Raw genomic sequence first — 13,640 nt, forward strand, 5'->3', positions numbered from 1 at the left:
TCAAATAAGGCAAATTTAAATGTAATCTTACGTATTACAATCTTTTGCTTTCTTCGGAATTGCTATTTTTAATTTGTTTTGCTCTAAAAGCTTTTCCTATACTGAAATTATAGATAAGTGAAAGGGTAGCAATTCTACTTTGCTCTTTTTGACTTAAATGTATTTGTGTGTTGTTGTAATAATTTTGAGCCTTGAAATTATTTGTATAAAATATGTCGCTGATATTAGCCTTGGCTGTCAATTTATTTTTAAAGAAATTCTTAGAAATGCCCCAGTCAATACTCATAATTCTTCCAGTTACAATATTGCCGGTGAGGAAACGAGGCACATAAAATCCATTAATCGTCATATTGAATAGTTTGGGGATTGTAAAAGACTGCATTGTTTGTAACTGAAATGTCGTTTTGGAAATGTAGTATTGTGATGCTTTTATACTTGCATATTGTAATACCAAATTATTGGAAGATTCCCACCATTTAGTGAATTTAACAGGAATACTAAACGTCATAGATAACGCATTATTTATTCCAGCATTTTGACGCATGATAATCATGTTTGCATTTTCATCGTTGGTTTCGATAACTTGATTGATAACATTTGTGGATCTACTATATCCAAATGAAGTGTAGTATTGTCCTTTGTAGGTGTAACCAACTTCAATAGAATTGGTATACATTGGGCGTAAATAAGGATTTCCTTGATTGACACTATAATTATCAATATAATATTTGAATGGATTTAAATCCGAGTATCCAGGTCTAGATAGGCGTCTGTTGACAGATAAACTAAGCGCATGGTTTCCAACAGAATCCAAATTGTGCTGCAAAAAGATATCTGGAAATATATTGAAATAGGTATAATGATTGGTATCACTTTGAGTTGTTCCGTATAATTGCCCATCAATATCGCTATTCTCTGCTCTTAGACCAATTTTATAATCCGTCTTCCATATGTTTCCAGTTAGATTGAAGAATCCTGCAAATATATTTTCTGAATAATGATAATTAAAACCTAAATCTGGTGCAGTTGCCCATATTTGATTATTTTCTATACTATATGCATTGCCATTATTAATTCGAGTAATGGTTGATTTTCCTCCGAATGATAGTTGCATTCCTGATTTAAACTTTTGGTTATATTGTAAATCGGCGGTCCATATTTTAGAATTACTTGGATTGTGAAATATGAAATTCGTATCACTTATAAGAGTATTATCATAGGAATATGTATTTGCATTATTTGCATTGTTGGCATTGCGATTATTATAAATATAGTCTGAAACTAAAGATAAAGAAGATCCTAGTGAGTCTGTCTTCAATTTATAACTCAAACTATAATCTGAATAATTTGTGTTTGCCGTGCTTGGATATTTACCAATAGCATTCGAATTTAAACTAGTATTTGAAGGGTAAGTAATCGTAGTATTACTATTTAAAGAATCTGTATTTTTATTAAAACTTCCAATGTATTCGAGTGATATGCTTTGATTTTGAGATATATCATAGTTAGCACCTAATGTAACTCGGTTATTTTTTCCATAAGAAATTGAGTTTGTCGTTGATTGATAAATACCATCATTCCCCAACGTTCTGTTTTGTGTAATATCTTGAAATGATTTGCTCCAGTTATAGGAATATTTGGCAAATAATTCTAGTTTATCATGTTTATAGTTGATAGATGCATAAGGGTTATAGGTTGGAAATTTTCCCAAGCCGATACTATAATCATTTCCAATATAGCCATTCCAACCTTGTTTTGCACTTTTCTTTAAGATGATATTGATCAATCCTCCTGCACCTTCCGCGTCATACTCAGCAGGAGGATGTGCAATGACTTCTATAGATTGAATGTCACTTGCTTTCAATGTTTGTAAATATTGTTTCAGTTCATCTCCTGATAGTTTTAATAATTTTCCATTAATCATAACTTTCGTTCCTCCAACTCCATTGATACTAATACTTCCATTATTGACAAAAACACCTGGTGCCATGCTGAATAATTGTAGTGAAGATCTTCCTGCGGCAACGGGATTGTCTTCTACGTTCATCACTACGCGATCGAGTTTTCTCTGTATTAGTGGTTTCTTTTTGGTTGATGAAACTACAACTCCATCTAAATTGCTACTATTCTCTTGTAGTGATAAATTTAATTTGCTTGTACTTGTTGTAATCTCATATTGAAATGAACTATCATTATAATTGAAGGCCGTCATTTTTATAGTATATAAACCAGTATCTTTTAGAGTAATTTGAAATACGCCAATGGAATCCGTTATCTTAACTGTACTTTCGTTATTATGTATGAATTCTATAGTCGCGTAAGCAATCGCATTGGCTTTTGAGTCTGTAATCGTTCCGTTAATTTGTACTTGGGATTTTCCTAAGATAAAACTTAGTAAAAATAAACAAAGGGTAGCTAATTTTTTCGTCATATCAATTTATTATGATACAAATGTGTAACATGATAAATTGTTTAGAAAGAAATTTCGATAAATGGACGAAAATGAGGGATAATTGGCAGAAGTCACTCTTTTCTATAGTAAATTATAAGAAGCACTCTTTTAATGGTTTGTGTGAAATTTTGTGTTCTATCAATAATCTGTCCAGTGCTGCAGATAGGGCAGACTCTAATGCTTTTGTATAGCTTTTGAATTCATTGTCGCTTTTTTCGACTTCTTTTTTGAAATTAATGGTATATTTTAGATTTTTTTTCAAAGTATCTAGAATATTTATGCGTATATGGTATTGACGTTCTAATACATCACGAATGCAATCTTCTAGGTTGATACCAGAATCTTTATGTGTTAGTTGCATCTTTTCATATGCAGTTCTCACATCCCTATATAATTCAGGGGATAAATCTTTCAAATTTTTAAGTGTTGTACTTTTACTCATGTAAATACATTTAATGGAGTATACAAAGGTAACACCTATTATTTCATTTTTAAGTATAAAAGTAAAAGAAGGGTTAAAATATCTATATAAATAAGGATATTTATCCAATTACTTTTTCTCCGAAAGGATTGAATTTTTACCTTATCATCTGTGTGATATTTTAATTTGTATATTTTAAAATAGGAGTTGAGAAAATAGCCAACATTAATCGTCCTTACAGATACGATATTCGCTACTTTCAAGCTTGAAAGTAGTACAAAAATTAAAATTAGAAGTGTCATTTTTCTCTGATATTACGCAAAGGTAATTGTATGAGTCACACAAAGTAATCCCAATCTAATATTAATGTTTTCATAATGTTTAGAAAAAATTATAATTATTAGATAGAAAATGGAATATTTCTACTTTTATTGAATTTAGCTTAAGTAGCTTTAATTTTTTACACAAAAAATTAAAGCTACTTAAGCGGATATACTTGATGATTTAACTAAAATACTACAAATTTTAGGGTATTGCAAGGAGCGAGAGGTTAGATAATGCCACTTTTAACTTAGTATTTTCATTGTGTCATTGGCTAAATTCATCTATTGTCGCTTAAGGTTTTTCATTGTCTGAAAAGCATTGCTTACCAGTTTCGAAAAAATCCTTGTTCTACAAATAGAACAAGGATTCCACAATTCCGAACTTAATACAAAATTTTTTGACTGAGTTTTTGTACGTGTGACTTCCTTGACGAGGGATAATTTCTATTCTTAACAAGATACGCGACCAGTCTTACGTAAAGTTCTTTGAAGAAGTTTTACGGAGTCTGTTTATGTGTTTCCATAATAATTGAGATTTAATCATGCAAAATAAGCTCAAACATATTATGTAAATTGGAATAAATTCTGCTGACTATGTACAAGGAATACGCAAAAATCAAGTGTTATAAGTTTAAATTATAATAGTTCTTTAAATTTTAATGCTAGAATGTATCCAAATCCTTTTGTAGATCAAATACATATTGAATTTGCGGCGAATTTTAATACAACTGCATCAGTTTTAATGTATAGTTTGAATGGAAGTGTTGTTTATCAAAAAAATATAAGTTTATATACTGGAAATAATAGCATAACAATTGATAACATAAATAATTTAATCTCTGGTGTATATGCGATTAAGATTGTTGATGTAAAAAGTAAACAAACCATGTTTCAATCGAAGGCAATAAAAAAATAATTTTTTATAATAATCAGAGGATTAATTAGACAAACAATGACATTGAAATTTCTGAAGAGAATTTCAATGTCATTGTCAATTTTATCCTAAATGCATGAAAAAAGAGGGCTTTTTTTGTAACTCAAATTCGCATAGAGGTACACCAAACTCAGTACTGATAATACCAATTACGCCAAGACAGCCAATGTATGCCAATCGTTTATTTTTTCTCCATGTAACACTATGCGTTCATTCCTCCATCTATGGTAATAATAGAACCTGTGATATAGTTACCCGCGTCGCTTGCCAAATACGCCGCAAGACTTGCAATGTCTTCTGTTTTTCCATATTCTGGTAAGGCCATAAAACTTCTCAAATAATCTGCTTTTTCGTTATCGTCAGGATTCATATCTGTTTTTATAGGCCCAGGTTGTATAAGATTAACGGTGATGCGTCTTTTACCCAACGCATGTGCCATCGCTCTAGTGTAACCTTGTAATGCGGATTTCGTCATGGAATACAATACCATTGTTCCATTTCTTGCAATGTCTCCGAGATTACTACCGATATTGATAATCCTACCTCTATCCGGCATTTCCATAATGGCCGCTTGAACGGTGACAAATACGGCTTTCAGATTTATATCTACATTTCTATCAAAATCAGACATATTAAGAGTTCTTACATCTAGAACATCTTCACAGATGCCAGCATTATTAATTAATAAATCTATTGGACCAAATTCTGTGATAATCGAATGGATGAGTTGACTTAACATTTCTGGCTTACGACTATCCACTTGAAATCCTTTCGCAATTAGGCCTTGCTCCTGAATTTGTTGTTCTAGTGCTGTTGCTTTTACTGTTGAATTGGCATAGGTAAAAAATACCCTATAGTTGTCATTGGCAAATCGTTCCACTAATGTTTTTCCGATTCCTCTGGTACCACCAGTTATAAAGCAATTTTTAATTTTTGAATTGTTGTTCATTTTTATTGTTTTGTAGTTCTGTATCCTCTTGACTTATAAAGTAAAAAACGGGTTGGTATTTATTGTAGATTTTGGATACATTGAATAACTAATTGAAGAATTTGTTCTGAATTTTTTTCGTAAATCAAATCATGCCCATTACCTAAAATGCCAAATTTTGCTAAATCAATAGGAGAAGTATTTGCTTTTGATTGTTGCAAAAAATTAACTAGTTCAGATACATAAATTTATAATGTGTTGTGAGAAATTCATTGCTAATATTTTATGCATGAATAAATAAGCGTCGTGGAGTTAGGTTAGTAAATTGTTTTACATCATTCATGACGATATCTGTTTCAGGAGCAGCAAATGCTTTTTCAAATGCTTCTTTATTTTTGAAAACACATTCACAAATCACGATAGTTCCTGACGTGTTTTTTTTAGGATAGAAAGCCGCAGCATGTATGAGCCCATAGGGCTGCCAAGTGTGAATAACCAGAGGGACATGTGTAGTTGTGTAATAGTCTCGATCGAAATGACTATTTTCTGTTTCTTGATAAGTTACGTAAACTGTAAATAATTCGTTGTGCATTTTTTTAATTATATATTTGTGTTCAAAGTATCTTTTTTAGTTAGTTCAAAATCATGTTGCAAAGAATTGATTTTATTCGTTGCTAAACTCAATGCGTCTTTACCAAGCAATAGTCGGAGAGGAGCAGCGTTGGCTTGTAATAAACTATAAATAGATATAGCCGCTTTCTCTGGAGCATTGGGTTGGTGACCATTATTATTTTGTAGTCTAATTCTGCGTTGGCCAACAGTATCTTGATATTCGGGCATTATCTTTTTAGAAGATTGAAGAGATGTATCTAAAAAATTCGTGCGAAATGCACCGGGCTCCACTAGGGAAACTTGTATGCCCAAAGGTTGCATCTCTTCATATAATGCTTCCGTATAACCCTCAACGGCAAATTTACTAAGGTTGTACACGCCCCATCCGGCAGAGCCTTTCAAGCCTGCCATAGAAGATATGTTGATAATATGCCCCTGTTTTTGCTTTCTTAATTGCGGTAGAAAAGCTTGAATCATTCGAATACCTGCTAGTAAATTGATATTTAATATTTGTTGTATTTCAACGTCGGAACTCTCTTCGATGGCTCCTATAAATCCATATCCGGCATTGTTGACCAAATAATCTATATGGGGGAATTTAGAAAGTATTGCTTTTGCAAAATCTTCTATTGCATGACTAGATGTTAAATCCAATTCATATATATGTACCTGTGGATGATCTGCTAGCTCCGCTGGAAATTTTGCTTTATTTCTAGTTGTAATAATAACATCGTCGCCGTGTTCCAAAGCAACTTTAGCCAAACTATAACCTAAACCTTTAGACCCACCAGTAATGATCCCTGTTTTATGAATTCTATGCATAATTATTATTAAATTAAACCTATCGTTCCAGAATAGGACAAAAAAATTAAGAACGAATAGTTTGTATTAAAAAATCGGTTAATTGGTATAATATTTTTTTATCACTAAAAAGTAAGTCTGCATTCCAAAGAGACGCGAAATTGCTCACAACAAAAAAGGCTAATAGTTTAGGATCTTTATCTTGAGGGATTTCCCCTTTGTTCTTTGCTTCTGTGAATAATTTTTCAAATAAATCAACAGACTGAAGGGCTTGATCTTTTAACATTTTCGCCACTTCTGCATCGATTCTGGCTAATTCAAAAGTTGAGTTTATCGCCAAACAAGTTTTCGTATCAATCAGTATCGTTTTTACAATATCTTTGATGATCCTTATGGCCGCATCCAAAGGAGATTTTCCCTTCGCCGCGGATTGCTGATAAGTGATTTTTTTTTCTTGAATATAATTCGTAAGACAATCTATAAATAGAGCATGTTTATTACCAAAGCTTTCGTACAGACTACTGCGATTGATATTTAGCGTGTCTACCAAATCATTCATAGTTGTTGCTTGATAACCTTTTTGCCAAAAAAGATTTCTAGCAACTTTTAACTTTTCCTGATAATCAAATTCTTTTGTCCTGGGCATATAGCAAAGGTATGTATATTAAACCCATCGTTCCAAATTAAATTATACTTCTTTTGACAAAATGTAGGCCGACTTGCCTAACAGTTACACGTAAATTTTACTTTTATAGGAATCCAAATCTTAACAGAGGAAATTTATTACTATTAAGAAAGGTGATTGTCGCAGTAGTATTATTTGATATTTGCATTATTTCTTTCTTACGTATATATTAAATTCGAAAAGTGATAGAAAATAATGTTATGCAAAAAAAAAATTACCTAATAGATAATTTAAAGTTTATTATAGATAAGAAAAAATATCGGAATTTTTAAGAAGTAAGTTTTTGTGCGGAGAGCGAGGGATTCGAACCCCCGGACCTGTTACAGTCAACGGTTTTCAAGACCGTCGCAATCGACCACTCTGCCAGCTCTCCGGGCGCAAAATAAAGGTCTAAAATTTTAACAGCCAAATAATTTGCCAAAAAAATTAATAAAAGTATAAAATTGCTATGTTTTTAATCTATCAACAACTTTTTAAAAACTCGTAAATTCGCCCCAAAATAAGCAAGGTTTGAGAGAGTTAAGCGTATTAAATAAATACTTCTGGAAATATAGATACCGATTTTTGTTAGGGATATTGTTTGTGATTTCTTCTAATTATTTTGCCATAATTGTCCCTGAGATCACCGGATATATAGGATTAAAAATTCAATCAATTTTACCCAATGCCAATAAGAAATCAATTCATCTAGATAAAATTTCGAGTGATTATTTCGTGAAGCGATTTATCAATTGGATGGAGGCATTATCTATAGGTAAAGTTATCACCTATTCGTGTTTGGCAATTATTGTGGCGTCTTTAATTCGTGGAGTGTTAATGTTTTGTATGCGCCAAACCTTGATTGTCATGAGTCGCCATATCGAATATGATCAGAAGAATGAAGTATATGATCAATACCAAAAATTGGATGCAGAGTTTTATAAGTCACATACAACGGGAGATCTGATGAATCGTATGGCAGAAGATGTGAGTCGTGTGCGATCCTATACGGGTCCGGCAATTATGTATCTTACCAATATTGTTGCTTTGGTCGGATTTAGTGTATATAATATGCTAAAAAAAGATGTGCATTTAACTTTGATGGTTTTGCTTCCGCTGCCTATTTTAGGGGTGACGATTTATATAGTCAATTCGATTATTAATAAAAAAAGCGAGCGCGTGCAAGCTTTGCTTTCGGATCTTACGACCAATGCCCAAGAGTCGTATTCGGGTATTCGAGTAATAAAATCATTTGTACAAGAGTCTGCGATGCTTCATTTTTTCAGAGATAAAGGTGAACAATATCGAAAAAATGCGATCAGCTTAGCACAGACGGATGCGATTTATTTTCCTAGTATGACATTGATGATCGGTCTGAGTACGTTGACGACAATTTATATGGGAAGTAAAATGGCGATTGATGATGGTTCCAAAGTTGCATTAATTGTAGAGTTTGTCATTTACATCAATATGTTGACGTTTCCAGTAAGTTCGATTGGTTGGGTGGCTAGCATGATGCAGCGTGCAGCAGCATCACAAAAGCGTCTGAATGAATTTTTAAAAATTGAACCGACGATAAAAAGTGAGTCTGGTAGCGCAAAGGCAGATTTGCAAGGAGATATTCGGATAAAAAATGTATCATTTACCTATCCTCATACAGGAATAAAGGCAATTTCTAATTTGTCATTGGATATTAAAAAAGGGGAGAAAGTGCTCGTTATCGGGAAGACAGGAAGTGGTAAGACTTCTATGACGCAATTGCTTATGCGCTTTTTCGATCCTGATGAGGGCTCGATAGAGATGGATGGTGTCGATATTCGCAAATTAGAATTGAATAGTTTGCGTGAGCAGATGAGTTATGTGCCGCAAGATGTATTCTTATTTAGTGATACTATCTTTAATAATATCAATTTTGGATTGCGCGCCCCTGCGGATATTGAAACCGTGCGATTGGCGGCCAAGAGAGCGAGTATCGATAATGAAATTTTGGAATTAGAAAAAGGGTACGATACCTTGACTGGTGAGCGAGGCGTAACATTGAGTGGTGGGCAGAAACAGCGTATTTCCATCGCAAGAGCTTTTATCAAGCAGCCACATGTCGTTTTGTTCGATGATTGTCTAAGTGCTGTAGACAATAAAACGGAACATGAGATATTGGAAGGAATGAAAACCTATTTGCACAATAAAACGGCAATTATTATTACGCACCGCATTTTTACAACGATCGATTTTGACCAGATTATAGTGATTGATGCAGGTAAAATTGTGGAGCATGGTACGCATAATGATTTATTAAATCAACAAGGTTATTACACTTATCTCTATCAAAAACAAATACTTGAGCAAAAAAAATAGAAAATTTTAGTAAAAAAGATCAATTCCCTTATGTTTTTCGCACATTCATTAGGTCAATTTAAAAACAATATTATATTTGTCCTCATTTTTAATAGTTCTAATAAATAAAATTGATTTATTGTGGCGTACGAGAATAATGAAAAGAAACAAGACAGTGTTTACAGCAAAAGAATTAGAGCCGGAAAAAGAAGAACTTATTTCTTTGATGTGAAACCTACACGTGCCAACGATTATTATCTTACAATTACCGAAAGTCGTAAGAAATTTAATGAAGAGGGTTACGATAGGCACAAAATTTTTGTGTACAAAGAAGATTTCAACAAATTTATTGCAGGAATTACCGAAGCAGTGGATTTTGTAAAAACGGATTTGATGCCAGATTTCGATTTTGATGCGTTCAATCATGAATACAACGAAGAGGAAGAAGGTTATGCGGTAGCGGAAAGTCAAGAATCAAATACGACTGAAGCTATAGCGAAGGATAATTCCGGCTTAGGAAATCTTGCGGCTGAGCCTGTAGATAAGTGGTAGTATTCAATTAGTTAGAAAAAATTATTTATTAAAATAGTAGAACTTAGAAAAAAATATTCGATTATTTTTTGAAAGTTCGTTAAAGTTTCAGACCTTCGCCGTCCGAAAAATTTAGAATCATGGCTAGAGTATGTCAGGTAACAGGTAAAAAACCATTGAAAGGTCATTATGTATCTCACTCCAATGTGAAAACTAATCGTAGATTTTTACCTAATTTACAAACAAAACGTTTCTTTTTTGCTGAAGAAGATCGTTGGATTTCCCTTAAAGTTTCTGCTGATGCTATCAGAACTATCAATAAAAAAGGGTTAGCAACAGTAGTTAAAGAATTAAGAGCAAAAGGAACTAAAATCTAATCATTAACAATCGTAAATAGATTATATAATGGCAAAGAAAGGTAATAGAGTACAAGTAATATTGGAATGTACAGAACATAAGGCTAGTGGACAACCTGGTACAAGCCGATATATTACTACTAAGAACAAAAAAAACACTCCAGAACGTATGGAATTGAAAAAATTCAATCCAATTCTGAAGAAAGTTACTGTTCACAAAGAAATTAAATAGTCCAACTATTGTTTCCTAATGGAAACAACTAAATCAAAATATTATGGCAAAAGCAGCTTCAAAAAACTCAAAAACTAAAGATGCTAAAGCAGCAGCTGAAGCAAAAAACTGGACTAAAGTAATTAAAGCAGTTCGTAGTCCAAAAACTGGTGCCTATACTTTCAAAGAAACTATAGTGTACAAAGATAACGTAAAAGATTTCTTGGCTTCCAAATAGTATTTGGATCCTCTTGAATCTCTTTACCATGAAAGAATTTTTAGCCTTTCTCTTAATAGAGAAGGGCTTTTTGGTATAATCTACTTTTTGGGAATAAATACATTAAAAAAGCAAATATCTAATGATATTTGCTTTTTTAATGTTTGTACTATTCAATTACGGGTCGTAACCATTTTAGAGTTGTCTCATCATCCCAATTTTTTCGAGATTGATAATCTTTAACTTGATCTTCCATGATTTTTCCAACACCGAAATATTGACTCTGCGGATGGCTGAAATACCAACCACAAATACTTGCTGCAGGATACATTGCTAAAGATTCTGTAAGTTGTATTCCGATATTTTCCTGCACTTGTAGCATTTCAAATAACTTATATTTCTCCGTATGATCAGGGCACGCGGGATAACCAGGTGCAGGACGTATTCCTTGATATTTTTCCTTAATTAATTCCTCATTGCTTAATTGTTCGTCCGAAATATATCCCCAATATTCTTTACGTACTTTTTCATGTAAAAGCTCTGTAAATGCTTCCGCTAGACGGTCGCACAATGCTTGAAGCATGATTTTGTTATAATCATCATTTTGCTTCGTAAATTCTTCTAATTTGGTTTCAATGCCTTTAATCGTCACGGCAAATGCTCCAATAAAATCCTCTTGAAGGGTTGGACAAATAAAGTCAGCAAGTGAAAGATTAGGTTGTCCTTCCGCTTTTTTAATTTGCTGACGCATAAATTCCAAATTGTATTCCTTGTTTTCTGTAGTTACAAGTACGGTATCTGGTTGTATGCGTTGCGCTGGCCAAAAACCAATCACCGCTTCTGAATGCACCCAATTTTCTGCGATTAATTGATCCAACATCGCATTGGCATCATCATACACTTTTTGCGCTTCTTTACCTACAATTTCATCTGTGAGAATATCAGGGAAATTACCATGCAATTCCCATGAAATGAAAAAAGGCTTCCAGTCAATATACTTACGCACTTCAGCTAAATCGTAGGAATGCCAAACTTTAGTTCCTGTAAATTGAGGTTTTTTTGTTTCGAAATTATCCCAATCAATTTTTGCAGGTTTTTTTGTTGCATCTGTGTAAGAAAGATAATTTTTTACAGGTTTTTTATTCTCAAAATTGGTTTTGAGCTTGGTATATTCTTCTTTTATATCTGAAAGAAAATCAATTTTTTGGGTTTTATTGAGCAACTTTCCTACAACGCCAACACTTCGGGATGCATCCAAAACATGAACTACTCCTTCTTGATATTGCGGAGCTATTTTTACCGCAGTGTGCATTCTTGATGTGGTTGCACCTCCAATCAATAATGGAATATCCAAATGACGGATTTGCATCTCATGAGCCACATTGACCATTTCATCCAAAGAGGGTGTAATCAAGCCACTCAAGCCAATGATATCGACGTTTTCCTTTACTGCAGTATCCAAAATCTTTTCTGTCGGCACCATTACCCCCAAATCAATAATATCGTAACCATTGCAACCTAAAACAACGCCAACGATATTTTTCCCAATATCATGTACGTCACCTTTGACAGTCGCCATCAATATTTTAGGAACGGAACTTACGCCAAGATTTGGGTTATTTCTTTTTTCTTCTTCGATAAATGGAGTTAAGTAAGCGACGCTTTTTTTCATTACACGTGCACTTTTCACTACTTGTGGTAGAAACATTTTACCCGCACCGAAAAGATCACCAACCACATTCATTCCTGCCATTAGCGGTCCTTCGATAACTTCGAGTGGGCGATTGTATTGTTGTCTGGCTTCTTCCGTATCCTCATCAATATAATCTGTAATTCCATTAACCAACGCATGCGAAAGACGTTCCGCTACATTTAATTGTCGCCAAGCATCGTCTTTTTTGATTTCTTTGCCTTTTGATTTTACAGTTTCTGCGAAAGAAATTAATTTGTCGGTAGCTTCACTATTTTCATTATTTCTATTCAAAATAACATCTTCGCACAGTTGGCGCAATTTGGGTTCGATTTGATCATAAACCATTAATTGACCCGCATTAACGATCCCCATATCCATGCCGACTTGTACCGCATAATATAGAAACACGCTGTGCATTGCTTCACGCACGGTTTCATTTCCCCTAAACGAAAAAGATAAATTACTAATACCTCCACTTATATGAACCAATGGAAATTTTTCCTTAATTAATTTCGTTGCTTCGATGAAATCTACACCATAATTGTTGTGCTCGGTCATACCCGTTGCTACAGCAAATACATTTAAGTCAAATATGATATCTTCTGGATGATAACCAACTTCATCGACCAAAATATGATAAGCACGTTCGCAAACTTCCACTCTTCTTTCGATAGTATCAGCTTGCCCTTCTTCGTCAAATGCCATTACTACGATGGCGGCACCAAAAGATTGACACACACGAGCATGATCGACAAATTTTTCCACACCTTCTTTCATGGAAATGGAATTGACAATGCATCGACCTTGAACACATTTCAATCCAGCCTCAATAATGTCAAATTTGGAAGAGTCAATCATTACTGGGATTTTCGCAATATCTGGTTCTGCTTGTAACAAATTGAGATAAGTTACCATAGCATGTTTACCATCTAAAAGCGAATCGTCCATGTTGACATCAATGACTTGTGCACCACTTTCTACTTGCTGGCGCGCAACACTTAATGCTTCATCATAGTTTTCCTCACGAATAAGCCGTGCAAATTTTTTCGAACCAGTTACGTTTGTTCGTTCTCCAATATTTACAAAATTTAATCCCGGACGGAGTACTAAGGGTTCTAAACCACTCAGTCTTAAATAAGGTCGTATTATGTTCATATTCCAAT

The 13,640-nt window shown here is 33.6% G+C and carries 13 protein-coding genes and 1 tRNA gene; 6 read left to right on the plus strand and 8 right to left on the minus strand.

Annotated features, from left to right (window positions below):
* Positions 1 to 34 precede the first annotated feature (34 nt).
* Together E0W69_RS00375 and E0W69_RS00380 are read right to left on the minus strand one after the other, a co-directional pair.
* On the minus strand, positions 35 to 2,431 hold the full coding sequence (locus E0W69_RS00375; RefSeq protein ID WP_131328062.1) for an outer membrane beta-barrel family protein: 2,397 nt from the start codon (positions 2,429 to 2,431) through the stop codon (positions 35 to 37).
* A 112-nt stretch (positions 2,432 to 2,543) separates the two neighbouring features.
* The gene (locus tag E0W69_RS00380; protein ID WP_131328063.1) at positions 2,544 to 2,894 is read right to left on the minus strand and encodes a hypothetical protein; all 351 of its coding nucleotides are present in this window, start codon (positions 2,892 to 2,894) and stop codon (positions 2,544 to 2,546) included.
* A 969-nt stretch (positions 2,895 to 3,863) separates the two neighbouring features.
* On the opposite strand from E0W69_RS00380, the gene E0W69_RS00385 reads away from it, so the two are divergent.
* Positions 3,864 to 4,112, plus strand: a complete 249-nt coding sequence (locus E0W69_RS00385) for a T9SS type A sorting domain-containing protein (RefSeq protein WP_131328064.1) — start codon at positions 3,864 to 3,866, stop codon at positions 4,110 to 4,112.
* 220 nt (positions 4,113 to 4,332) lie between these two features.
* Here the strand turns inward: E0W69_RS00385 and E0W69_RS00390 are convergent, their stop codons facing one another.
* The 5 genes from E0W69_RS00390 to E0W69_RS00410 form a co-directional block, all read right to left on the minus strand.
* Positions 4,333 to 5,079 (minus strand): SDR family NAD(P)-dependent oxidoreductase, encoded by a 747-nt coding sequence (locus tag E0W69_RS00390; protein WP_131328065.1) that lies wholly within the window; start codon positions 5,077 to 5,079, stop codon positions 4,333 to 4,335.
* Positions 5,080 to 5,341: 262 nt separating this feature from the next.
* A complete protein-coding gene (locus E0W69_RS00395; protein WP_131328066.1) occupies positions 5,342 to 5,650 on the minus strand; it encodes an EthD family reductase in 309 nt (102 codons plus the stop codon).
* Positions 5,651 to 5,658: 8 nt separating this feature from the next.
* Positions 5,659 to 6,492: an SDR family NAD(P)-dependent oxidoreductase gene (locus E0W69_RS00400; protein ID WP_131328067.1), complete on the minus strand. Its 834-nt coding sequence runs from the start codon at positions 6,490 to 6,492 to the stop codon at positions 5,659 to 5,661.
* A 46-nt stretch (positions 6,493 to 6,538) separates the two neighbouring features.
* Complete coding sequence (locus E0W69_RS00405) at positions 6,539 to 7,117, minus strand: TetR/AcrR family transcriptional regulator (RefSeq protein WP_131328068.1); 579 nt, start codon at positions 7,115 to 7,117, stop codon at positions 6,539 to 6,541.
* A 327-nt stretch (positions 7,118 to 7,444) separates the two neighbouring features.
* Positions 7,445 to 7,529 (minus strand) — tRNA-Ser (locus E0W69_RS00410).
* Between the two features lie 191 nt (positions 7,530 to 7,720).
* Between E0W69_RS00410 and E0W69_RS00415 the strand changes: the two genes are divergently transcribed.
* The 5 genes from E0W69_RS00415 to E0W69_RS00435 all read left to right on the plus strand — a co-directional run bounded on the left by E0W69_RS00415 (position 7,721) and on the right by E0W69_RS00435 (position 10,805).
* Complete coding sequence (locus tag E0W69_RS00415) at positions 7,721 to 9,490, plus strand: ABC transporter ATP-binding protein (RefSeq protein WP_225321348.1); 1,770 nt, start codon at positions 7,721 to 7,723, stop codon at positions 9,488 to 9,490.
* Between the two features lie 120 nt (positions 9,491 to 9,610).
* Positions 9,611 to 10,021 carry a DUF3276 family protein gene (locus E0W69_RS00420; protein WP_131328070.1) on the plus strand — a complete coding sequence of 137 codons (411 nt, stop codon included), beginning with the start codon at positions 9,611 to 9,613 and terminating at the stop codon, positions 10,019 to 10,021.
* A gap of 119 nt (positions 10,022 to 10,140) precedes the next feature.
* Positions 10,141 to 10,377: a 50S ribosomal protein L28 gene (rpmB, locus tag E0W69_RS00425; RefSeq protein ID WP_131328071.1), complete on the plus strand. Its 237-nt coding sequence runs from the start codon at positions 10,141 to 10,143 to the stop codon at positions 10,375 to 10,377.
* A 28-nt stretch (positions 10,378 to 10,405) separates the two neighbouring features.
* Positions 10,406 to 10,588 (plus strand): 50S ribosomal protein L33, encoded by a 183-nt coding sequence (gene rpmG / locus E0W69_RS00430; RefSeq protein ID WP_131328072.1) that lies wholly within the window; start codon positions 10,406 to 10,408, stop codon positions 10,586 to 10,588.
* A 43-nt stretch (positions 10,589 to 10,631) separates the two neighbouring features.
* Positions 10,632 to 10,805: a DUF4295 family protein gene (locus E0W69_RS00435; RefSeq protein ID WP_131328073.1), complete on the plus strand. Its 174-nt coding sequence runs from the start codon at positions 10,632 to 10,634 to the stop codon at positions 10,803 to 10,805.
* A gap of 148 nt (positions 10,806 to 10,953) precedes the next feature.
* Here the strand turns inward: E0W69_RS00435 and metH are convergent, their stop codons facing one another.
* Positions 10,954 to 13,632, minus strand: a complete 2,679-nt coding sequence (gene metH / locus E0W69_RS00440) for a methionine synthase (RefSeq protein WP_191967920.1) — start codon at positions 13,630 to 13,632, stop codon at positions 10,954 to 10,956.
* Between the last annotated feature and the right edge of the window lie 8 nt (positions 13,633 to 13,640).

It is taken from the genome of Rhizosphaericola mali (assembly GCF_004337365.2).
Lineage (GTDB): Bacteria > Bacteroidota > Bacteroidia > Chitinophagales > Chitinophagaceae > Rhizosphaericola > Rhizosphaericola mali.

Coding starts and splice junctions, on each gene's coding strand:
- E0W69_RS00375 (WP_131328062.1), bottom strand. CDS start 2,431: ATGACGAAAAAATTAGCTACCCTTTGTTTATTTTTACTAAGTTTTATC.
- E0W69_RS00380 (WP_131328063.1), bottom strand. CDS start 2,894: ATGAGTAAAAGTACAACACTTAAAAATTTGAAAGATTTATCCCCTGAA.
- E0W69_RS00385 (WP_131328064.1), top strand. CDS start 3,864: ATGTATCCAAATCCTTTTGTAGATCAAATACATATTGAATTTGCGGCG.
- E0W69_RS00390 (WP_131328065.1), bottom strand. CDS start 5,079: ATGAACAACAATTCAAAAATTAAAAATTGCTTTATAACTGGTGGTACC.
- E0W69_RS00395 (WP_131328066.1), bottom strand. CDS start 5,650: ATGCACAACGAATTATTTACAGTTTACGTAACTTATCAAGAAACAGAA.
- E0W69_RS00400 (WP_131328067.1), bottom strand. CDS start 6,492: ATGCATAGAATTCATAAAACAGGGATCATTACTGGTGGGTCTAAAGGT.
- E0W69_RS00405 (WP_131328068.1), bottom strand. CDS start 7,117: ATGCCCAGGACAAAAGAATTTGATTATCAGGAAAAGTTAAAAGTTGCT.
- rpmB (WP_131328071.1), top strand. CDS start 10,141: ATGGCTAGAGTATGTCAGGTAACAGGTAAAAAACCATTGAAAGGTCAT.
- rpmG (WP_131328072.1), top strand. CDS start 10,406: ATGGCAAAGAAAGGTAATAGAGTACAAGTAATATTGGAATGTACAGAA.
- E0W69_RS00435 (WP_131328073.1), top strand. CDS start 10,632: ATGGCAAAAGCAGCTTCAAAAAACTCAAAAACTAAAGATGCTAAAGCA.
- metH (WP_191967920.1), bottom strand. CDS start 13,632: ATGAACATAATACGACCTTATTTAAGACTGAGTGGTTTAGAACCCTTA.